Here is a 20,449-nt window from a genome sequence, read left to right as displayed (position 1 = left end):
GCTTCAGCGGGTTTCGTTAGACGCTTTTAGAGGGTTCCCTCCGCGGCTTCTTTGAGGATCTGCTTGCCCAGCGTCAGGTCCGCCACCGCTTTGCGCAGTCGCGTGGTCTCCCGCTCCAACTCCCTCAGCCGGCGCACCTGATCCAGCTTCAGCCCGCCATATTCCGATCGTCCGCGGTCGTCGCGGGCCTCAGACGCCCCAGCCCGCGGCAGATCTCTCCCACCGACCGGCCTTGAGCCAGTTCAACCTCCGCCTGGCGCAGCAGACCAATGATCTGCTCCGCCGTGTCGCGCTTCTTCATGCCCGTAGCCGCCTTCCCAGAAGGCCAACGCTCTCACTCCACAGGGGCTGAGCTCACGGGGGAAGGTCACCAGCAGATCGGAGGAACTATGGAAGCAGGGCACTAGAGAGTGTTGCGTTGCAAGTCGGGACGTGCGGGCGCCAAGATGCAGCAAGGCGAAGACAGCAAGAGCCGCGGTGAGGCACCGGCGCAAGGCCAGGCGAGATTGGCGTCGATGGTGTTCGAGCCGCCAGCGGCGAGGTGCGGCCTTCGCCGGAGACGATACGAGAGACGCGGACTGGGCTTCAGGGGTGAGCCACGTGGTCGGAAAGACGGTAGTGACAGCCCTGCCAGGCTGTCCCGTGCTCTTGGGTGCAAGCGACCGGAGCGTCCCCGAAGCCGCGCCTTTCGCGACGCGCGCTTACGCTGTCCTTCGTGTTGCCCCGGCCTCCCTCGGCCCCTCCCGATGGCCAGGGAAGGCCCGGGAGCGCAGCGGCACCGTGCGGAGTGATAGTCGGGCGAAGCCGCTCTGGTGTCCACAGCGCCACCTTCCATTCCGAGCGGCCGATATCTCTCCGCTCGAAGTCCAGGTCTGGGCACGCTTGTCCACTGCCCTGGAAAGGAAGGCGAGGGTGCTCGGCTGGAGCGGGGCTCAGGCAGAACCTCAGGGCGCTCGGAAACCGGTGGCCTTCTGGCGGAATAGCGTGCCGCGGTCCTCCCGGCTCGGCGCGGCGGCGATCATTCGCTGCCCTGTGGAGTACTCCGGAGCGCTGGTCCAGCCACCAGCAGCGGAGCGCATCTCGGAAGGCGGCGCAGGGCCATGAAGGAACCGCAAGCCCGAGCGGCGGGGCACCAATGCCGGCCGGCACAGTCCGGCACGGCGATCGGAACGAGGTCGTCCGGGCGCGCGCAAGGTGGTGGCCCGGCGTGGGGGCTTGCGCGAGCCTCGCTGTGGCCGAGTATCGCCGCCATCCTGGCCGCGACCTTGATCCTTCTGCTGATCCGCCCTTTCGCTGCCCCCGCGACCGTCACGGCCGAGGATGTCGCCCAGGCCTGGAACGAGAGTATCTCCCGCCTTGGCATTCTCCCGGTTTTTCCCCCAGAGGAAGATCTCCACGTGGGCGACCTCTGGGCGGTGATCGCCTCGGATGCGGAGGGCACGCCGCTGCTCGGCAAGGCGGTGCGCCTCGCCCATATCGACTTGCGCGACCTGATGCACGCCGCACAGCAGCGCCAGCCGCGTTTCCCTGATACCGCAGCCAGAGCCGCGGGGGACGAGTTCCGCCGCCAGCCCCTCATCGAAGTGCCGCCCGAGGAGGGCGCGACGGACGCGATTCGGCTAACCCTGGCGGCATTTCCCGGCATCACCATCCGCCATAGCCGGCGCATTGCCAGCGCGTCCGCTCCTGGCTGGCTTTCCTTTGGCGCGGCGCGGGACGAGCTGGAGGAAGAGGAGATCCGTATTCTCCTTGCCGAGACCTATGGCGTCAGCGCCGCCGCCGCCGCGGGGCGGCTGGACGAATGGTGCAGCGCTGTGTCGACGCGCCTTCTTTGCACGGACGCCTTTGCGCGCCGCACGCTCGCGCTCGCGGTCAGCAAGCATGTTTTGGAAGCACGCGATGGCCGCCACACCGTCCCGCTGCAACTGCGGCTGGTGACAAGGGTCTTCCTGATGCGGGAGATCGAGCAGAACCGAATACGGGACAGCGGCGCCGATGCCCGCGCCGGTGCCGTGGCGCCCAACTCCACTCCTGGCGGCGCATCAGCCGGGGCCGCGCTGGCCGAGGCCAGCTTCCGGCAGGCCGGCCGAACCGGCATTACTCTGCGGCAAGTCTTCGAACGCCCGGTCGTCTTCGGGTTTCGTGCGGTGACGGTCGCCCTGCCGCCCTCCTCGCCACCATCGGAGCCAGAACCATGAGGCATCCTGCCTGCAGGATAGCTATTCCCTTGCTCGGCTTACTGAGCAGCGTGATTGCGAATGTCACCTTGCCTGCCCAGGCGCAACAGCTCGTGCCGCGCACCGGGCCCGCAGCGGGCCCCCCCAGCGCGGCAGAGCGCAGCAATGTGCCCGGCGACAGCCCCGGTGGAGGAGAGCGCTGCTCGCCCTATCCGGACTGCCGGATCCTGACCATGCCGCTGCAGCCCGCCGAGCAGGCGGTCCCCCAGACAACGCGCGGCGGCGTACCGCAAGGCAGCACCCGCCTTGCTCCCGGAGATGAGCCAATGACGCCGCCCGTGCGGTAAGCGACCTGACTGCCTGTCATCGCCCTACGATGGTGAACGCGCCCCAGAGTGCCGGATGCGCCATGCCGCCTTGAGGATCATCCATCATGCCCAGCATGGCCCTGCGCAGCGCCTCCGCGCGGTGTGGCCGGGGCTCGGCGGCTTCGGCGGCGGCGAAGTCCGTCATCAGCCGCACGGTGACCATGCTGGCGACTGACCAATGACTGACCAGCAGGGCCCGTGCACCGGCGAGCAGAAAGGCGCGCGCGAGGCCCGAAAGGCCCTCCGCCGCCAGCGTGCCATCGGGTGCCGCTGTGTTGCAGGCGGAAAGGACGACCAGATCGGCATCCAGATCCATCGCGGCGATGTCGGACGCATAGAGCAGGCCATCGCTCCCATTCTCCGGCGTCAGGACCAGGGCAGGTTCGGCCAAACCGGGAAGGGCGCCTGCCATCAGCCCGTGGGTCGCGAAGGTGATGCGGCGAAAGCGGCCCGGCTGCGCCGCCCGCATGCGGCGGGCGGTCGCCTGCGCGCCCAGTAGCAGTTCAACGGAGTCCGCCGGCTGGAGGGCGGCGACGTCGCGCAGTTCGCGCTCCGTGTCCGGCAAGGCAGGCAAGCGCGCAAGCTGCTGTCGCAGCGGGAAGCCGGCGCGCGAGGGATCATAGCTGGCATAGGAGCGCGGCCGGCCCGCCATAATCCGCGGTTCCGGCGGCGAGGACAGCGGGTTTCCGACACCCAGGAAAGCCTTCGGCGCGGCGGAGGGCTGCCGTTGCGCCGCATGCGCCGCAACCGCGGCGCGGATCGATGGGATGAGAGTGGTGGCATAGCGGCGGGGGAGCCAGCCCCTCGCCGGATCGAAGATCAGCTGCGGCGGCAAGGACTGGAGTTCCGCATCCGGCACGATCAAGAGATGCACCTTGCCCGTCAACAGGCCCGTGGCCTCGGCCGGGGCGATCAGCGCGGCGTGCAGTGCCTTGGCCGCCGCCCCATCGAAGCGCGGCAGCCGCGCCAGCTGGCCGCTCGCCGCATCCAGATCGACCCCGGCGCGAAGGCGGGCCACCAAGCCAGCCATCTCCGCCCGCCGCCCAGGCAGGCGCAGGGCTTGCACTGCGTCTTTCGTCGCCACCCACAGGAGCAGGCCGTCCTCGCCCAGCAAGGGGGCCAGCAGCGCCTCGTCGGCCGCCAAACTCGCCTGCAACTCGGCCATTGCCGCGGCTCCGGGCGAGAGGAATTCGGAGAGGGCGGGGGCCTGGGCGGCGATGGCCTCCTGGATGTCCAGGAGCCGTTGCAGGGCCCGCTCACGCGCTGCCATGCGCAGCATGCCCTGTTGTGTTGGGTCGGGTCCCGGCCGCACGGCCCAGGCCAGGACCTGCGCATCGGCCTGCCGCAGCAGATCCTCGGCGCTGTCGAGGCGGCGGAGCAGGCTCACCAGGGCCGAATCCCGCCCGGCCACCGCCGCGAGGCGTGCGGCCGTCCGGTGCAACGCCTCCCCCGCGCGCGAGGCGGCGGCCTCCTGCGAGGCGGCGAACGCCACCTCCCTGGCGGCCTGGTCCTCGGGCGCGAGTTCCAGCAGCAGACTGGCCTGGGTCAGGAAAAGCTGACGCACCGAGCGCCGCTGGGCCCGGGCGCCGGCTCCACCAGCGCCTTCGACGCCACGCACGCGGGCGGAGAGCAGCCCATAGGCATCCCGGACATCACGCAGCGCGCCGCGGATGTCTCCCGAGCCGCGCCTGAGTTCAGCGCGCGCCGTGAGCGCGTCGGCCAGCCGCACTGTGCCGACGCCGCCCAGCCGCTCCTGAAGCGCGATAGCGCGTTCCACCGGGGGCATGGCCTCCACATAGCGCCCGCTACGGCCGAGCATCCGGCCGAGGCGGAGCAGGGAGAAGCTGAGATCAGGCGAGACGCTCCCCTGTGCCGCCCCGATCAGCGCCTGGCCTCGCCGATAAAGCCGCGCGGCCTCTTCGACCTCCGCCTCCGCCTCGGCGGGCCGGCTTTCCGCCGCCGCCTTGCCGGAGCGTGCCTCGGCGACCAGCCCCAGCAGGATGGTTGCCAGGCCTTCCGGCCGGGTGTCCGGTGGCGGCGCTTCCGCATAGGCGGCCAGGGCCGCCCGCGCCCGATTCTCAGCCGAGAGAAGATCGCCATTCCGCAGATCGAGCCAGCCATGCTCCACCTCGGTGGCGTGGTAGGACGGCGCGAGCGGGCCAAGCGTCTCCCGCAGCAACTCGGCGGCCCGCGTGAAGGCGGCGCCCGCTTCGGCCTCGCCGCCAAGTTCCGCCAGGGCGGTGCCGAGCGTGTGCAGCGCCCGGGCAAAGGCCGGATCGCGCTCGCCCAGGGCGACCCGGTAGGTTTCGACGGCTGCCTCGGCTGCCTCCGCCGCCTCGCTCATCCGCCCACGCTCGAAGAACGATATGGCCTGGGCGAGCCGGGCGTGGCCGTGCAGCGGGTCATCCACATCCGCCATAGCAAGGACCTGCTCGATCCGTGCTTGCGCACCGACCATGTCCAGCTCGCCATGCAGCAACACATCTGCTTCCACCAGGGCGACGGCGCCCCAGAGCCTCTGGTCGGCACCGGTGGCGGCATAGGCCCGCCGCACGGCGTGACGTGCGCCCTCCACATCGCCCGCATCCATCCGCGTCAGGGCGAGATTGGCCAGGGCCTGGGTCGCTGCTTCTCCCCTGGGATCCGGCGCATCGGATGGCAGGCGTGCTGCCGCGCGGAGCAGGGCCAGGCTGCGGGCAAAGTCCGCCTGTGCTTCGGCCAGCCGCAGCATTTCACGCCGCAGCAGCCCGCGCGCGTTGGCAACTGAGGCACCCTCCTCCGGTGCCACCGCCTCCAGCACCGGCAGTGCGGCGCTCAGCGCCTTATCGGCCTGGCCAAGGTCACCCAGGCCTTGCCAGGCTTGCGCCAGGTCACGCAGCGCCCGGGCGCTGGCGAGCGGCCCCGAAGCAGAGGCAAGGCCGCGGACGGCGGCCTCCGCCGCTTCCAGATGCGCGCGGGCCCGCCGGGCATCGCCGAGCTGGACCGCGACATTGGCGGCCAGGATCCGGAGCGGAACCGCCGCCTCGGGGCTGATGCCTGCCTGTCCCGGCGCAAGCCATGCCTCCAGCAGCGAAAGCGCCCCACCTGCATCGCCCGCGGCGGCGAGCGCCTGCGCCTGACGAAGCATCGGCTCGGCTCCGGGCACCTGCTGCGCGAGGGCGGGTGCGCCCAGGACGAGCAGGAGCGCCACCACCGTCCAGCCACCCGGGCCAGGCGGGCGCCTCTTCCGCCAGACAGAAAACGGCGGCCAGCCCGGCGGAGAGGCCCTGATCTCCGCGTCAGCGCCGCGTGCCGGCGAAGATCCCATTCGCGCCATAACCCGAGCCCGCGATGCCGAAAGCGCCGCCAACCGCCGCGGGCGGCCGCCCGGCCGTGGTGGTGCCAGTCGCATCAAAGAAGCCGCCCTGCACGCTCATCTGCCGGCCATTGGACACGCCTGTGCCAGTGAAGGCTGCCGCGCCCGCCGGCATGGTGGCATTCACCCCATAGGAGCGGCCGTCGAAGGCGGCGGCCAGGGTTCCGCTGCGGGCGCCGAAGTCCCAGTTCTGGGTGAAGTTGCCGGTCGCGGTCCGGATCGTGCCGGGTTCCGCCACGGTCCCGATCATCCCGCCGGCATAGACCGAGGTTCCGCGCAGGGTGCTCAGCGTGCCCGGATCCACCGGGCGGCCTGCGACCCAGAAGCCAAGATTCACATGGTCGCGCCGCGCACCGGGGGCATCATTGACCAGATCGCCCAAGAATAGGCCCCAGGCCAGGTGCTCGTCACTCGGCGGCATCGCGGAGCCGCCGGCGACGATGCCGGCCAGCAGGTCGCGATCCACGCTCACCATAGCCGCCTGCCCGGGCACGACGGCGCCGAAGGTGGACTGGCCGACCCAAGCCGTTGTCGGCTGACCGGTCTGCGTATCACGCCCACCGAAGATGAGGGCCTGGCGGCCGGTCACGCCGTTCGGTGCGGGCGCGGGGGCCGGGTTCGAAGCGAGATCGCCGGCCGCATGGGATGAGAGGCCGACCCGCGCGGTGAACTCGTTCGACCCCGAGGAACGGTCGATCGTCACGCCGCCGGGGCCGCTGGTGCTGACACCATGCAGGCTGACCGCCCCGCCGCCGACGGATTCCACGATGCCCGCCGCAAAGCCGCGCAGAGCGGCATCCCCGCCTTGCGACAGGGCGGAGGGCGGCTGCGCGCCAGGGCCGACGCCGACATTCGTCGCCAGCCGCGTGAAGCCGAAGGGGGCCGAGCCGCTACCCCCCACCACCTCGATCGTGCCGGGCTGGCCGCCGTCGCTGCCCGGTGCGCCGCGGCGGATATCCTGCGTGCCCACGGCGAAATAGCCGGCCTGGGCAGGATCGCTCGCGCTGGGGAAAACATGCGCGCCCGTTCCGGCCGCGTCCGTGCCAAGGGAGCCCAGGGATGAGCGGAGCGCAAGGGAGGTTTCCTGCGTTGAGCGCCGCACCGTGCCGACGGTGCTGCCCGAAAGCACCAGGCTGCCCTGATAGGGCGCGATGCCGCCGACGGAAACGGAAACACTGGAGGGGCCCGCCCCGGTAACCTCCACCTCGCCCCGCAGCGCTGCCGTGGGCGTGGTGGCGGAACCGCTGACTGCGAGAAGCTGCGTATCGCCCCGGCCGATGGGCGCCGTTCGCGGGTCAGCCGGGCCGGCGACAAAGCTTTCCTCCGGGCGGAAACTGTTGAAGCGGGAGAAGGCGACGGGACGGCTGGAGGAATTGAACTGCTGCTCGACCGTCTCGCCCTCGCGGAACCCGCCGCGCGGGTTGAGCCCGTCCGAAATGGCGAAGCGGGTCACCTGGCCGGGCGCGCGGCCGGGGAGGCCGGGGCCGGAAGGGGCCAGAGACGTACCGCCGATGGCGAAGAACCGCTCGCCTGGCTGGATCCCGCGCTCGGCGAAGATGCGTTCCGAACTTGCGGTGATCTTGTCCACGATGACCACCTGCGCGGCGATCTCCGTGGGCGTCCCGCCCCGGTCGACGCCATAGGGCGGAAGAGTGACAAATTGGAACACGCCGCCCTCCAGGCCGCCGGTGAGTTCCGTCCGGCTGGGGAGCGTTCCGCCGGCAGCCATGATCAGGCCGTCCTCGCCCGAGAGGCGGGCCACACGGCCATCGGCCGGCGTCGCGTCACGCAGTCCGATCTCGCCGATCGCACTGCCGAAATAACCGTAGGCGCCGGAGAAGCCGCTCGGATCGGTAGCCGGCGGCTCCGGGCGTTCCGTGCGTGGCGTGGCGGCATCGGCGATGCTGATGCGCGGAACCTGCGCCTTGCGGAAGGTCAGGAGACCATTTTCATCGCGCAGCGGGGTATCCACCTGCAGCGTGACCACGCCGAGCCTGGCGGTCGCATCGTAGAAGGTGTTGGATGGGGTGGTGGGCAGCGTTTCATCCGCCAGACGGAGCTGGAAGGCGCCGACCACCCGGGTCGCGGGTGCGGAACCTCCCTGCGCCACGCTAACCACGCTATCATCCGACCGCGTGCCAAGGGCACCGGAGGCGCCAGGGGCGAAGCGGCGGACGCGGCCGGTTCCCTGGCCCAGCCTGGCATAGCCTGCGATATTGCCGATCTGCGCGCCGGCCACCTCGGTGTCCTCCGCGCCCGTGCGGTTCTGCGTGTCGATGCTGGAGGTCCCGCGGTTCGCGCCCGGCGCCCCAAAGCCGAAGCCGCTGGTGCCGGAGGGGCCAACCTGACCCGCGCGCGGGCTACCCAGATCGCCCGGGGAGAAACCCGCCGGAGTTACGGGCGGCGTCGAAGGAGAAGGGAGAGGCGGGAGGGGAGGCAGGGGCGGGCGGACAGGTTGGATCCGGGAGTTGAGGGGGGAACCCAGCAGGTCACCGGTCGTATCGCTCGGCCCACCCGGCCGCTGGACCGGCGCGAAGGAATCGACGGCCGTTGTCATGGCATCGCGGCTGCGTCGCTCCGGTCCCGTGACGCCCCCACCGGCGATGGAAACTCCGAAGCCGGGGCGCCGCACCTCCGTCTCCCGCCCCCCCGCGTCGCGCAGGATCATGCGCTGCCCGGCCAGCAAGGTCGCCGAACCGCCGGCGCCCGCCTGGATGACGGCCGAAGCGGCGATGACGCGCACTTCGCTGCCCGCCGTGGAGAGCACAATTTCCAGGTTGGAAGAGGTGCTGATGCGCAGGCGCCCGCGACTTGCCGCCGCGCGCACCACGAAGCGGCCGCTGGGCTTATCGCGGGCGATGCTCTGCAGCGTGAAGTCGGCCCCCTGTTCGAGCACCACCACGCTGCCATCCGAGAAGGCGATCTCCGTCCAGCTTCCCTCAGGGCTTTCCACCCGGATGCCGGGCACAAGTGCGGCCGGCGGGGCGGGGGATTGCGGCCGCGCCGCCCCGAGACTCGGGCCGCGGAGGATCACGCCGCTCAACTGGTCAGGCCCCTGCGCGCCGGCGGGCCGGATCACCGTGCAGGCGCAGATCGCCGCGATTGCGCTTGCGGCCAGCGCAAGGCGCGAAGGGGGTCGGGGAAGATAGGCAAGCAGCAAGGTGGACATGACGTCTTCCTCCTGCCCGGGGCGAGCGTCAGAGGAGGACGCGCACACCGAGCATGACCGCGTGATTCCCGTATTCGTAAAAACCATAGTTGCTGTTCTGCTCGTACCATTCGTAATCCAGCGTCAGCATGACCGAAGGGGCCACCGGCAACTGCAATGATGCGCCTGCCTCCCAGCGCGTGTCCCGCCGGCTCTGCGTCGGGTCTATGAAAGGGTCGGGCGCGTCGAAGCGCAGGCGGCGTACGCCCAGCCGGGCGGAGGTGCCCACTTCGAGCGAGGTGCTGATCGGGAGGACGCTGCTGACGGCAAGCGCAGCACCTAGCCCCGAGCGCGCCCACCATGGTTCCCGCGCGTCCGCATCCGTGTAGCTGACGGCCGCGGACATGCGCGTCTGGGAGCTGAGCGCATAGAAAAGCCCGGCGGTCATGATCTGCTCCGCCCCGGTGATTTCACGAGCGCGGGGGCGGAAGTTGCTGTTCTCGTAATTTCCGAAGCGGCCGAGCCAGGTCAGCTCCACGCTCCAGTTGCGTGCGAGGGCGAGCTGCGCGGTGAGGCCGCCGCCGTAGAGCCATGTGTAAGTTTCGCCACCATAGCCGATCCAGCTTGCGGTGACGAAAGGACGTAGCGTGAGCCGTGCCGAGTCGCCATCCGCGACGTCAAAGCGGGGGCCGGTATCAAGAGTGGCGATTGATAGATCATAGCCGCGCGGAATACGGGCGAAGCGCTGCTCATAGAGCGCGGCATTCGTGTCCCAGCTTCCATTGCGCTGAAGGCCTAGATCATACCGATGCTCCGCGCTGGCACCGAGCACAAGGCTCCAGTCGGAGCGCCCGCGGACGGCCGTCGGAACGGCCGCCACATCCTGCAGCACGGGAACAAAAACCGGCACGCTCCTAAGTGCGGTCGCCTCGTTCGCGTTGCTGTCGTACCGGAGCCCGGCATTCAGGCGGACATCCAGCGTCGAGCGCGCCGCGCCCCGTTCCGCGCGCGCCATCAGGAGGCGGGCCCGCTGCGCGACATCGGGAGGAATGTTCGGGCTGCTCAGCGCTTCGCGCGCATAAGCGGCGGCAAGGTCCGGGGAACCTGCTGCCAGATGCAGCGAGGCCAGTTCCAGGCGGATGTTGTCCAGCGAGGGATTGATCCGCAGAACACGTTCGAGTGCGGCGATGGCGGCGCGGGCATCGCCCTGGGCGGCGGCAAGCTGTGCGTATCGCAATGCCAGGTCAGGCTGCCCAGGATTGGCCATCATCGCTGCGAAGGCGTCCTGCATCGGATCGAGAGCGGCCTGTCCGAAAGCTGGAGGGGCCAAGTAAAGGCAGAGGAGGGCGGCGAAGGCGACGCTCTTTACTCCGAGAGACGGTTCTGCCTGCTGCGCCGAAGGCATCTTCGGGCCCCCTTGCTGTCGGAGAAGACGTTAAACATCCGCGGCTTCTACCTGCATCTCCATTTCTGTGATACTTCGTAACGTTTTAGCCATCCCGCAGTCGTTTGTAAGGCCTGTGAAAATCTGTCTCGAAAACCCGCCGGCCTCATGCCTTCCCTGGCCGGCCAAACCTCCTTCCGATGCCATCTTCCGCCAGCCTGTGAAAGGATGACTTGCGGCCGGCACGGAGCGGGTGCCTGATAGGTTGTTCCCTCCCGAGGATATGCCGGCATGCACCCTCTCTCCCGTCGTGGCTCACTGGGCGGCGTCGCCCTGCTGGTCCTCTCCGCCTGGCCAAGGACCCAGGCTTGGGCGCAGGCGGCCACACCGGCTCCCGCTTCCGGCCCAGCCGGCACCCCGCGGCGCATCCGCGGGCATATCGCTGGCCTCGATGGCCCGGTGTTGCGCGTGGTGACGCGAGAAGGACCGAGTGTCGATGTGACCCTGGCCGAAACCTTGACCGTTTCCGCCCTGCGCCGGGTGGTTATGGACGATATCACCAAGGGCACGTCGGTGGGCGTCGTGGCGGAGCCCGGACCGGATGGCGAGCTGAAGGCGGTGGCCATCACTGTTCTGCCGCCAGGTATGCGCATCACGGAGCGCCAAGTTGCCTGGGACCTTTCCCCCGGCACCTCGATGAATGACGGACCAGTGGAGGCCGTGGTTGAAAGCAGCGCCGGCCGCGACCTGACGCTGCGCATCCACGGCAAGGAGGTTCTGGTACGAGTGACGCCGGACACCCCGCTCCTGATGCCGGTGCCCGCCGCCCGAACAGACCTGGTGACCGGCGCCGCCGTATTCATCAATGCCCTGCAGAGTGCCGAAGGTCGGATCTCCGCCGCTCGGGTAACAGTGGGTAAGGACGGTGTCGACCCGGCCATCTGATACCGCAGGATGGCGACGAGTCGGTCCATAGCGCACTCGCCTTGGACGACCATCGCCGTTCTGTACTCTCCGAAGGCTGTCATCGGAAGCCGGCAACTGAAGCAAACATCCTGCCCTGCCGAATGCGGCGCTTCACCGGCCCTGCTCGGCGCAAATGGCGTCATCCCGCCCAGAGAGTGCCGAGGCCGGAGAGGGGCGGAATTCTCTCTCTGAATGGCGGATTCTCTCCAGAGCTTGGGACCTGGCCGAGTTGGTCCCAAGGTTCAAAAGCCAAGTGGAACAACGCCTCAAACAGGCCACGGTCGCGCCAAAGCAAGAACCAGCCATAGACGGATTGCCTGGGCGGGAACCGCTCCGGCAGCATGCGCCAGGGGCAGCCGCTGCACAGCACAAAGAAGAGGGCTCCCAGCACCAGACGAGGCGGCCAGCTCCGGTGCTGCCCCGTCCGCTTGGCCTGCGGTATCATCGGCTCCAGCACTGCCCATTCCGCGCCCGTCAGGGCTGCGGCACTGCCACAACGACAATGCGCAGCCCGGCTCGGCTATGTTGCACTCGGCTGGTCAGGGTCCATAGCAGGCATTCGGACCTGATCTCGACAACCCGTGAAATCACGCCTTCCCTGACCAGCCAATCCTCATTCTGATTCCGGTTCAAGACAGCCTCAAAGCTTTGGCTTCATGTTGACAAGGTGCCGAAGGAGGCAGGTTACACTTCCACTTCCTGGAAGCGTTCTAATCTTCGGCTGCTCCGCCTATCGTTGACCCGCCATTCAGAATGGCCAGCACTCGCTGCGCTAAATTGTCGAGCTTGAAGGGCTTGTTGATCACCTCCATGCCGGGCGGCAGCGCTGTGCCGGCGTAGCCGGTGATGAACAGCACAGGCAGCCCTGGGATGTGCTCGCGCGCGGCCTCGGCCACCTGCCGCCCATTCATGCCGTGCGGCAGCCCGACATCCGTGACCAGCAGGTCTGGCCGCGCGGAAGCCAGGACGTGCAACGCCTCCGGCCCGTCCCTTGCCTCCAGCACTACCAAGCCCAGCGTGCGGAGCTTCTCCGCCGCTGGGCCGCGCACCGCGTCCTCGTCATCCACCAGCAGTACGTTCCCGCTCGTGCTGATCGACAGGGACGGGGCAACCACCGACGCCTTGGCCGCCACCACGGCGCCTTCGTGCAGCGGCAGGAAAAGGCGAACTGTGGTGCCGTGCCTGGGCGCGCTCTCGATCCGCACCAGCCCGCCCGATTGCCGAACAAAGCCCCAGACCTGGCTCAGCCCCAGCCCGGTACCCTGGCCTTGCGGCTTGGTGGTGAAGAACGGCTCGAACACGCGCTTCAACACCTCTGGCGGCATGCCCGTCCCGGTGTCTGCAACCGAAACCGCCACGTAGGGCCCCGGTGCAACCTCCTCGCCCTGAAGGTCAGCGGGTGCCAGGCGCACCTTCTCCGTACCGATCGCCAGGCGCCCCCCTCGGGCATCGCGTCGCGGGCGTTGATGCACAGGTTCAGCAGCGCGCTCTCCAACTCGCTGGGGTCGCACCGCACGCTGGCCGCCTCGTCGCGCAGCCGCAGCTCCACCGTGATCGCTGGTCCCACCGTGCGGCGGATCAGGTCTGCCAGCCCCGCGACCAGTTCATCCGCCTCCACCGGCCTCGGCTCCAGGCGTTGCCGGCGCGCAAAGGCCAGCAGGCGCCGGGTCAGGCCGGCCGCTCGGCCGGCGGCATTCTGGATGGTGGCGAGGTGACCCATGGCTTTGTCGGAGCGACCGGCTGCCAGCTGGTACTGCGCCAGCTCAAGGCTTCCCAGGATTCCCTGCAGCATGTTGTTGAAGTCGTGCGCGAGACCGCCGGTGAGCTGGCCCACCGCCTCCATCTTCTGCGCCTGCCGCAGGCTTTCCTCCGCAGCCATCAGCTCGGCCGTTCGCTCCGCGACCCGCGCTTCGAGCTCCTCGCCCGCACGCCGCAGCACCTCACGGGCACGCACCATGTCCTCGACATCGGTGCAGGTGCCGAACCAGCGGGCGACCCGGCCTTGCGGGTGCTCCTCATCCGGGGCATCGCGTACCGGCACCCCACGGCCGATGAACCAGCGGTAGGCGCCGTCCACGCCGCGAAAGCGGTACTCGATCTCGTAGTCTGCGCCGGTCCGCAGGCTGTGCTTCCAGCGCTCCTGCGTGTATGCCAAGTCGTCGGGGTGGATAACAACGGTCCAGCCCTCCGCCTCCGTCTGCTCGCGGGACAAGCCGGTGTACTCATACCAGCGCCGATTGTAGTAGTCGTGGTGCCCGCCAGCATCGGCAGTCCAGGCGATCTGCGGCACCGCGTCCACCGTGGCGCGCAGGCGCGCCTCGCTCTCGCGCAGCCGTCCTTCAGCCTCCTTGATGTCGGTGATGTCCTGCCCGATGCCGCCGATCCGCACCACAGCGCCAGCCAAGTCCCGCATGGGGAAATCCGTGTCGCGCAGCCAGCGGATCCTGCCATCGGGGCGGCGGACGCGGTACTCAAAGGTGACCCGCTCGCCCGCCTGTACCCGACCGATACTGTCCACGGCCTGCGCGCGGTCCTCCTCGACGATCAGATCAATCCAGCGACGGAGCCCTTCGCCCGCGAGGGCGGTCTCGCGGCTGAGGCCGTAGAGCGCCTCGAAAGCTGGGCTCAGGTACTCCCATTGCAGCGTCTCGGCGGCGCGGATCCAAAGAACATCTGAGGAGGCCTCGCTGAACTGGCGAAGTTGCTCCTCGCTTTCGCGCAGAGCCGCCTCGGCGTTCTTGCGGTCGGTGATGTCGATCGCGACCTCTACGACGGTGTCGTCGCCGAGGTCCCGCCCTGAGAACAGCATCCAAACCCTGCTGCCGTCTTTGCGCAGGTACTCCTTTTCGTAGGGGCCGAGCCGCCCTGTCCGGAGGACCGTCTCCATCTGCGCTTCGCTGTCAGCAATCCACTGAGGGGGCGTCATCGTCCGCCAGTGAAGCCGTCCGCTTTCAACCTCCTCGCGCGACCAGCCCGACATACGGATGAAGACGTCGTTCGCACCGACAAGCACGCCGCTGTGCCTGAAGAAGAGCACGGCGACCGCATCCGTCTCGAGCACACGTCGAAGCCTCTCCTCGCTCGTACGCAGCGCCTCTTCCGCAGCGCGGCGCGCCGTCACGTCGCTGGCGGCTCCGATCCATTCGCGAATTGTGCCCTTGGCATTCAGCAGCGGGACGGCGCGCGAGTGGGTCCAGCCGAGGCCGCCGTCGGCGCGCCGTATGCGGTGCTCAAGGTCAAAGATGTCCCTGGTGCTGATCGCCTCCTGGATCGCCGCCAGAACCTGCGGTCGGTCCTCGGGCAGAATGTACTCGTCCAACCACGTGCTGCTGGGCTTCACCGTGTCGGCGAGGAAGTCGCGGCCCTCGAGCCGCCGCATCTCCGTCCAGTCCGGGCTCATGCTGTAGACCGCATAGGACGTCGCGGTCACCAGGGCGCGGAGCCGCTCCTCGCTCGCCCGCAGCGCCGCGTCGGCCTTATGGCGCTCGACGAACTCGGCCGCGGTCCACGCGAGCAGGTCGACCAGCCGCAGCTCCTCCTCGGCCGGCCGGTGGGGATGGCGGAACTGCGTGCTCAGCACGCCCACCATCTCGCCGCTCCGGGTGACCATGGGCGTCGACTGCGCCGCGAGGATGCCGTCTGCCAGCGCGGCCTCGCCGTCCGCAGTGCCGGCAAGGCCAACGAAGGTCCGGGTGTCCTCGATCAGCAGCCGCTGCCGTTGTCGCCGGGCGGCGTCGCAGCCGGCAGCGAAGCCCTCGTGGCGGAAATGCGTGACGAAGCGGCTACCCGGTGGGTAGCCGTGCTCGGCGACGATCTCCAGGCGATCGCCATCGCTGCTGACGAGTTGCACCGTACCGCGGTCAGTCCGGGTGAAGGCGCAGGCGGCCTGCAGGATCTCCCGCAGAGCAGCCGTCAGGTCGGTCTCCCGCGCCAGTCTCGCGTGCAGGTCGTGAAGCCTTTGCATCCCGACGAGGTCGGCGGCCAGACGCGCCTCGCTGTCGCGCAGCGCCGCCTCGGCACGAAGCCGTGCACCCACCTCCTGCCCAATCATGTGCACGGCGATGACCGCGCCGGTGTCGTCGCGCATCGGCATGAGCGTGGCCTCGAAGGCGTCAGCGGCCTTCCCTTCGCCACGCGTGTCGAGCGGTTGGGCGGCGACCTGCACGACCTCTCCCGCGAAGGCGCGCGCGTAAAGCGGGGCAACCGTGGCCCAGCCCTCCGGGAAGGTCTCCGATAACGGCCGTCCGAGCGCGAGCGACCGGCGGGCGCCATAAAGGCGCGCCGCAGCGTCGTTGTAGATCAGGATCTGTTCAGGTCCGCAGGCGAGGCTGGCGATATGCGGGCTGATCAGCACGGTCTCGACCATCAGCTTGAAGCGGCTGGACCACTCCTTGGCCGGGCCAAGCGGAGTCGCCGCCCAGTCGTGGGCGCGGACGCGCCCTGCCATCTCGCTCTCGCCAGGCGGCCAGGGTGGACGCTCCGCAAGGCCGCTCATCTTTGAAAGCCCTCGGAGCGCCGCCCCTCAGCAGGGGTGTAGCCGACAGTATGCCGCGGGTCACGATGGCCGAGGTCGTTCCGGGTGAATCGCAGGTCGTAAGTGGTGCCGATGAGCGTCGAACCACAGGAGTGGCGCAGCCTGTGCGGTTGAACACCCGAAAAGCCGGCGCAGGCCGACGCCGTGGCGACCAAGTGGTTCCCAGCGTGACGGGTCATAGGCCTGCCAAGCTCAAAATCGAACTACCAGGGCGCTGCGACAGCACGGATCCCGAGAAGGCGCCAAATGGCGCGCAACGCGTCGCCATCGATCGGCTGCTTGCCAAAAAGCTCGCTCGCGAGCCGGCGCACGCCCACCTCGATCCACCAAGGCCGAGTTTGCCCCGGCGCAAGCCGGCGGCCTCGCTGATCCGCAGGCTTCGGTGGCAATTCATCAGCAACACGAGATGGCCGCACACACCGCTCTGGCCGACCTTGGCTGCATACAGCAGCCGGATCATCTCGGCGAACAGGAGGATGTCCATAGCGCGCTTACGCCGGACGGTGGCCGCCTCGCCGAGACAGGCTGAGTGCTTCTTATACTTCTGCCAGTTGGGCGACCCTGCCAGCATTGTCGCCATCCTTCTCTCACGACGCTGACAACGTGCCACGCCTCTGTGGAGATGCAGCGTCCGCCAGGAGTCGCAGGGCATTGCCACGTTGTTCAGCTCAGACTCGAACGAAATCGTCGGACCAAAGCTGGTGGGATGCCGCCCGGTCCTACAACCCATTTCGGCCGATGCTTGCCGGCTGAGACCGTTTAGCACGCCACCTGCCTCTACCACATGTCCAGTCCGAGCTTAAGCAACATGGCGCGGATCCTGGGCGAGCGGGGCGTGGTGATCGGCCATGGAACAACCCGTCGCCAGTGTCGCCGCTGCAACATGGCCTTTGCGGCCAAACTTCGCAAGCGACGGCCGAGGTCGAGCGGCACTCGACACATGGCGAAGGTGACCTGGGGATCACAGGCGAACTCTTTTGTCTATGACTGAAGGTAGATCAATTTATCGTCTCGAAAAACCTATAGGTTTATCTGCTCTGGAATGCCGCGGCCGCGAAACGCTTCCTCGAGCGCCGAACTGGCCGAGCTCAAATTTAGATCCTGCAGGCTCGTTACGGACTGGCTGCGCCACTGGAGCGCCGCATGGCGCGATCCTGCCCAGCGCGTGACATGGGGGGCAGCCGTATCTGAAGAGTTGTGCCAAGGCCTCCAACGGCCGGACGACGCTTGGCGATCCGAATCTGCTGGAGAACGCGCTGCTCAACCTGTGCATCAACGCCCGCAATACCATGCCGGGAGGAGGGCGGCTGAACATCGAAACGGCCAACAACTGCCTCGGTGAAGGCGGTGCCAGGATGCGGGACATGCAGGCGGGGGAGTACATGGTGGTCAGCGTGACCGATACCGGGACCGGAATGGGGCCGGACGTGATCGCACGCGCCTTCGACCCGTTCTTCACCACCAAGCCGCTGGGCCAGGGCACCGGCCTGGGCCCATCGATGATCTATGGCTTTGCCAAGCAATCGGGTGGGCAGGTGCGGATCTACTCGGAAGTAGGCCGGGGCGCGACGACCTGACGCAGTCCCCCCATGCGGAGAAGGGGCAATTCGTGCTGGTGGTCAATGATGATCCAACGGTGCGCACGCTCATCACCAAGCGGTTAGAGACTCTGGGTTACGCCGCGCTCGAGGGCGTGGACAGGATGTCGGGGCTGACCGTGCTGCGCTCCGACGCCCGGTTCGGCCTTCTGGTAACGGACGTCGGCCTGCCTGGCGGCCTGAACGGGTAGCAGTTGGCCGAAACGGCGCGGCAGTTCTGGCCGAACCTCAAGGTGCTGTTCATCACCGGTCAGGGCAAAAATGCAATGGTCGGGAGCGGATACTTGGCGCCAGGCATGCGCCTGCTGACCAAGCCCTTTGCCCTGGAGGCCCTGGCGACGCGGATCAAAGCCATTATTTCCAAATCTCCCAGGCACCTGAAGATTGGCAGCTGACCCCAGTGCGGTTATCTGGTCGATGTCAGGTAATCGCCGCCTTGTTGCCTTGGACCACGATGCTGGGATAACCGAGTTGGGCGGATTGCGTTGAAAGACCTGTTGTCGAAGTCGTCATGGTGACCTGATTCAGCTCTCCTGGTGGCGGAGGGTTGCGCCATGACGGGTGAGCGCATGGTCCATGCAGGAGCCCCTGTTCTACAGCTTCAGCCTCGAGCAACATGTGCCAGCGAATCATCTTTGGCCTTGCTGAACTTCACCGTCCAGCACGTGTCGCGGCCCTTCTGCCGCTGCTTGGCAGGCTTCGCCGCTCAACCTCCTGGGATCTGCCCGTCCCTGGCGAGGCAGCTGACCTCGCGATTAGGCCTAGATCGTGTTCGCGTCCGGCACCGGGTCAACCAGGCCGAGCCCGAGGAAGCACATGAAGGACAGCCGGTCCTTGATCAGGTGCCCGATCCGCTCGTCGGACAGAACGTGCATGGCCTGCAGCAGCGGGATCTTGAACATCAGCACGTGGTCGAAAACCGGGTGGCCGCCCTTCGCGGCATCGGACCGCGGCACCGCCTGCTCGAGCTCTCGACGGAAGCACTCGAAGTCAACGAGAGCGGCGAGCCGCTCCAGATCATTGCCCTTGGCCGACAGCTCCCGCAGACGTGCATCCACATCGAAGAAGCCCGACTACCGCCCCATCCGCTTCGCCACCCACTCTGGCAGGCGAGTGAATCAGCCTGAATGTCCTACCGGCAGAAGTTTCTGGAGGTGTCCAGATGATGTTCTTCGTAGGCTCTCTGCTGGTGCAGGGAGGTGTGCTGTGCAGACTCGAGCTCTGCTGCCAAAGAATGAGCGGAAATGTTTTCAGGCACCATTATGCTTGATGCGGACGGCGGCTTGTAAATTTCCGAAGCGCCTTCCGGCTATCGGCCCTCGAATCTTTAAATCTGCCCGCCCACCAGCTCCAAAGAGAGAAATCAAGAAATCCTTATTTTAATATGCCGCGAACGTGGGTGGGAGAAATAATCGAAATTCTCTACGCTGCATTGCAGCAAGGAGAATTTCGGAATGAATTTTCGAATGATGATGCAGAGCGGTCCGGCCAAGGTCAATGAACTATTTGCCCGTATGATGGATACCTCCGACGGCGCAGTGAAGACCAGGGAGCGGTTGTTCGCAGAGCTTAAGGCGGAGCTTGTGCTTCACACGAGCCTTGAGGAACAGCACCTGTTTCCGATTCTTCGGAGAAATCCGGAGACCAAGGATCTCGTCGCCGATGCGATGCGCGATAACAAGGAGCTTCGGGCGAAGCTGGCCGACCTCGAGGCCATGCCAAAGAACGACCAGGCGTTTTCAGAGAAGGTTGCCGAGCTGCAGAAGACATTCCGGCAGCACGCTCGTGACGAGAAGAAGGAGCTGCTGCCTGCAGTACAGCGCGCACTCAGCGATGAGCAGGTGCAGGATGTGACCGAGAAGATGGAAGCTGGCCTGGCCGAGGTCGAGCAGACCAGGCAGGACGAAGCTGAAGAGCGTCGCGCCAAGCAGCGGCAGGAGCGGGAGCAGGCGGAATTTACCACCCGTCAGGCTGAACTTCGGGCCAAGCAGGCGCAGACACCCCAGCATGAGCTTACTGCCGCCGAGCAAAGCGCCCGCGTCGAGGCGCGGCGAATTGACACTGTCCTGCAAGCCGCTACTGCGGCCAAGGCAATGGTGGAGGCCGCCCCCATTGCTGCTGCGTCCAACGAGGCGCGTCGACGCGCTCAGGTGCAGGCTACTGCCTTGACGAACATGTTCATGTGGCCCTGGATCGGTGCCATGCAGAACATGCAGAGGCCGGAGACCTCCACGCCAGCGCGGGGCCCCTTCGGAATGGAGGAGGTGATCCCGCTGGGGGAGGAAGTTCTTGAGATCGGCAAGCGTACCGAGAGCCGCGGCACAGCGCGTATTCACCGCTTCGTCGTCGAGACCTTGGTCGAGCGGCAGGTCACCTTGCAGCGCGAGAGGGTTGTCGTGGAACGCCGGCGTCCTGTTGGCGATGAGGCAACGGGAGAGATCCTGACGGAAGTGACGGTCGAGGTGGTTGAGACTGAAGAGGTCCCGACGGTCGAGAAGCGCAGGCGGCTTCGTGAGGAGGTTGTCATCCGCACCGAACGCACGCAGCACGTCGCAACGGTGAGCGAGATGGTCCGCCGCGACGAGGTCGAGATTGAGCAGGCCGGCCGGGTGCGCAGCAGCCGGCAGCCTCGCACGCTAACCTCGGAGCGATGAACCTCCGGCTGAACCGAGCCAGTGCAGACACCAAGTGGCCACTGCGGGTCGGCTTGGTGTCTGCAGGGGTGTGCTTCCAGAGGGTGCCCGCTTCTCGTGCCAAGGTCCCTTGCTGTGACAGGCGTATGCCGGCTGAGAGGCATGTTTCCCCGGAATACTTCCCCGTTGGAGGTCGCGACCCCGCTCCTCCGTGGGGGAGCAATCTGCTAAAGCAACAGACTGTGTTTGATTGGCGCGCTAGAGCGGTTTCCGATCAGTCTGCATC

At 67.6% G+C, this 20,449-nt stretch carries 15 protein-coding genes and 2 pseudogenes; 6 read left to right on the top strand and 11 right to left on the bottom strand.

The window, feature by feature from the left end; genetic code table 11:
• Window positions 1-29 precede the first annotated feature (29 nt).
• A pseudogene (locus E0493_RS24060) lies at window positions 30-176 on the bottom strand (IS3 family transposase); the annotation flags it as partial.
• Window positions 149-301 (bottom strand): hypothetical protein, encoded by a 153-nt coding sequence (locus E0493_RS21870; RefSeq protein WP_160939394.1) that lies wholly within the window; start codon window positions 299-301, stop codon window positions 149-151. The pseudogene E0493_RS24060 and the gene E0493_RS21870, both read right to left, overlap by 28 nt.
• Window positions 302-1,265: 964 nt before the next feature.
• Here E0493_RS21870 and E0493_RS21865 point away from each other — a divergent pair.
• Window positions 1,266-2,198 carry a hypothetical protein gene (locus E0493_RS21865; RefSeq protein WP_160939393.1) on the top strand — a complete coding sequence of 311 codons (933 nt, stop codon included), beginning with the start codon at window positions 1,266-1,268 and terminating at the stop codon, window positions 2,196-2,198.
• 342 nt (window positions 2,199-2,540) lie between these two features.
• On the opposite strand, the gene E0493_RS21860 is transcribed toward E0493_RS21865, so the two are convergent.
• From E0493_RS21860 to E0493_RS21850, 3 genes are all read right to left on the bottom strand, one after another.
• Entirely contained in the window at window positions 2,541-5,735 is a 3,195-nt protein-coding gene (locus E0493_RS21860) for a CHAT domain-containing protein (RefSeq protein WP_160939392.1), read from the bottom strand.
• An 88-nt stretch (window positions 5,736-5,823) separates the two neighbouring features.
• Window positions 5,824-8,730 carry a hypothetical protein gene (locus E0493_RS21855; protein WP_160939391.1) on the bottom strand — a complete coding sequence of 969 codons (2,907 nt, stop codon included), beginning with the start codon at window positions 8,728-8,730 and terminating at the stop codon, window positions 5,824-5,826.
• A 367-nt stretch (window positions 8,731-9,097) separates the two neighbouring features.
• Window positions 9,098-10,339 (bottom strand): surface lipoprotein assembly modifier, encoded by a 1,242-nt coding sequence (locus tag E0493_RS21850; protein WP_160939390.1) that lies wholly within the window; start codon window positions 10,337-10,339, stop codon window positions 9,098-9,100.
• Window positions 10,340-10,723: 384 nt separating this feature from the next.
• Here E0493_RS21850 and E0493_RS21845 point away from each other — a divergent pair, with 384 nt between their 5' ends.
• Entirely contained in the window at window positions 10,724-11,377 is a 654-nt protein-coding gene (locus E0493_RS21845) for a hypothetical protein (protein ID WP_160939389.1), read from the top strand.
• 160 nt (window positions 11,378-11,537) lie between these two features.
• Here the strand turns inward: E0493_RS21845 and E0493_RS24005 are convergent, their stop codons facing one another.
• From E0493_RS24005 to E0493_RS21820, 5 genes are all read right to left on the bottom strand, one after another.
• Window positions 11,538-11,876 carry a transposase gene (locus E0493_RS24005; RefSeq protein ID WP_367614570.1) on the bottom strand — a complete coding sequence of 113 codons (339 nt, stop codon included), beginning with the start codon at window positions 11,874-11,876 and terminating at the stop codon, window positions 11,538-11,540.
• A gap of 232 nt (window positions 11,877-12,108) precedes the next feature.
• Complete coding sequence (locus tag E0493_RS21835; RefSeq protein WP_160939387.1) at window positions 12,109-12,723, bottom strand: response regulator; 615 nt, start codon at window positions 12,721-12,723, stop codon at window positions 12,109-12,111.
• Window positions 12,705-15,845 carry a PAS domain S-box protein gene (locus tag E0493_RS21830; RefSeq protein WP_160939386.1) on the bottom strand — a complete coding sequence of 1,047 codons (3,141 nt, stop codon included), beginning with the start codon at window positions 15,843-15,845 and terminating at the stop codon, window positions 12,705-12,707. Before E0493_RS21830 ends, E0493_RS21835 begins: the two co-directional genes overlap by 19 nt.
• Window positions 15,846-15,889: 44 nt before the next feature.
• Window positions 15,890-16,111 (bottom strand): tyrosine-type recombinase/integrase, encoded by a 222-nt coding sequence (locus tag E0493_RS24000; RefSeq protein ID WP_367614569.1) that lies wholly within the window; start codon window positions 16,109-16,111, stop codon window positions 15,890-15,892.
• Window positions 16,108-16,512 (bottom strand): hypothetical protein, encoded by a 405-nt coding sequence (locus E0493_RS21820; RefSeq protein WP_160939384.1) that lies wholly within the window; start codon window positions 16,510-16,512, stop codon window positions 16,108-16,110. Before E0493_RS21820 ends, E0493_RS24000 begins: the two co-directional genes overlap by 4 nt.
• A gap of 709 nt (window positions 16,513-17,221) precedes the next feature.
• On the opposite strand from E0493_RS21820, the gene E0493_RS23625 reads away from it, so the two are divergent.
• The 3 genes from E0493_RS23625 to E0493_RS23615 are packed head-to-tail and all read left to right on the top strand — an operon-like array spanning window position 17,222 to window position 17,925.
• Window positions 17,222-17,509 (top strand): ATP-binding protein, encoded by a 288-nt coding sequence (locus E0493_RS23625; protein ID WP_235913961.1) that lies wholly within the window; start codon window positions 17,222-17,224, stop codon window positions 17,507-17,509.
• A gap of 32 nt (window positions 17,510-17,541) precedes the next feature.
• A complete protein-coding gene (locus E0493_RS23620) occupies window positions 17,542-17,721 on the top strand; it encodes a response regulator (protein ID WP_235913960.1) in 180 nt (59 codons plus the stop codon).
• A gap of 3 nt (window positions 17,722-17,724) precedes the next feature.
• Window positions 17,725-17,925, top strand: a complete 201-nt coding sequence (locus E0493_RS23615) for a response regulator (protein WP_235913959.1) — start codon at window positions 17,725-17,727, stop codon at window positions 17,923-17,925.
• Between the two features lie 369 nt (window positions 17,926-18,294).
• On the opposite strand, the pseudogene E0493_RS21810 reads toward E0493_RS23615, so the two are convergent.
• Window positions 18,295-18,588 (bottom strand): annotated as a pseudogene (locus E0493_RS21810) (transposase); the annotation flags it as partial.
• Window positions 18,589-18,984: 396 nt separating this feature from the next.
• Here E0493_RS21810 and E0493_RS21805 point away from each other — a divergent pair.
• Complete coding sequence (locus tag E0493_RS21805) at window positions 18,985-20,184, top strand: DUF2382 domain-containing protein (RefSeq protein ID WP_160939382.1); 1,200 nt, start codon at window positions 18,985-18,987, stop codon at window positions 20,182-20,184.
• Window positions 20,185-20,449 lie beyond the last annotated feature (265 nt).

This window comes from Teichococcus coralli, from assembly GCF_009829925.1.
Lineage (GTDB): Bacteria > Pseudomonadota > Alphaproteobacteria > Acetobacterales > Acetobacteraceae > Pseudoroseomonas > Pseudoroseomonas coralli.
Note: the sequence above shows the minus strand (reverse complement) of the source record. Positions and strands in the feature narration are given on the sequence as shown.

What these genes read in the sequence shown, in the direction of transcription:
- E0493_RS21870 (WP_160939394.1), bottom strand. Translation starts at nt 301, where the DNA reads ATGAAGAAGCGCGACACGGCGGAGCAGATCATTGGTCTGCTGCGCCAG.
- E0493_RS21850 (WP_160939390.1), bottom strand. Translation starts at nt 10,339, where the DNA reads ATGCAGGACGCCTTCGCAGCGATGATGGCCAATCCTGGGCAGCCTGAC.
- E0493_RS21845 (WP_160939389.1), top strand. Translation starts at nt 10,724, where the DNA reads ATGCACCCTCTCTCCCGTCGTGGCTCACTGGGCGGCGTCGCCCTGCTG.
- E0493_RS21835 (WP_160939387.1), bottom strand. Translation starts at nt 12,723, where the DNA reads ATGCCGCCAGAGGTGTTGAAGCGCGTGTTCGAGCCGTTCTTCACCACC.
- E0493_RS21830 (WP_160939386.1), bottom strand. Translation starts at nt 15,845, where the DNA reads ATGGCAGGGCGCGTCCGCGCCCACGACTGGGCGGCGACTCCGCTTGGC.
- E0493_RS24000 (WP_367614569.1), bottom strand. Translation starts at nt 16,111, where the DNA reads ATGACCCGTCACGCTGGGAACCACTTGGTCGCCACGGCGTCGGCCTGC.
- E0493_RS21820 (WP_160939384.1), bottom strand. Translation starts at nt 16,512, where the DNA reads ATGGCGACAATGCTGGCAGGGTCGCCCAACTGGCAGAAGTATAAGAAG.
- E0493_RS23625 (WP_235913961.1), top strand. Translation starts at nt 17,222, where the DNA reads ATGCCGGGAGGAGGGCGGCTGAACATCGAAACGGCCAACAACTGCCTC.
- E0493_RS21805 (WP_160939382.1), top strand. Translation starts at nt 18,985, where the DNA reads ATGAATTTTCGAATGATGATGCAGAGCGGTCCGGCCAAGGTCAATGAA.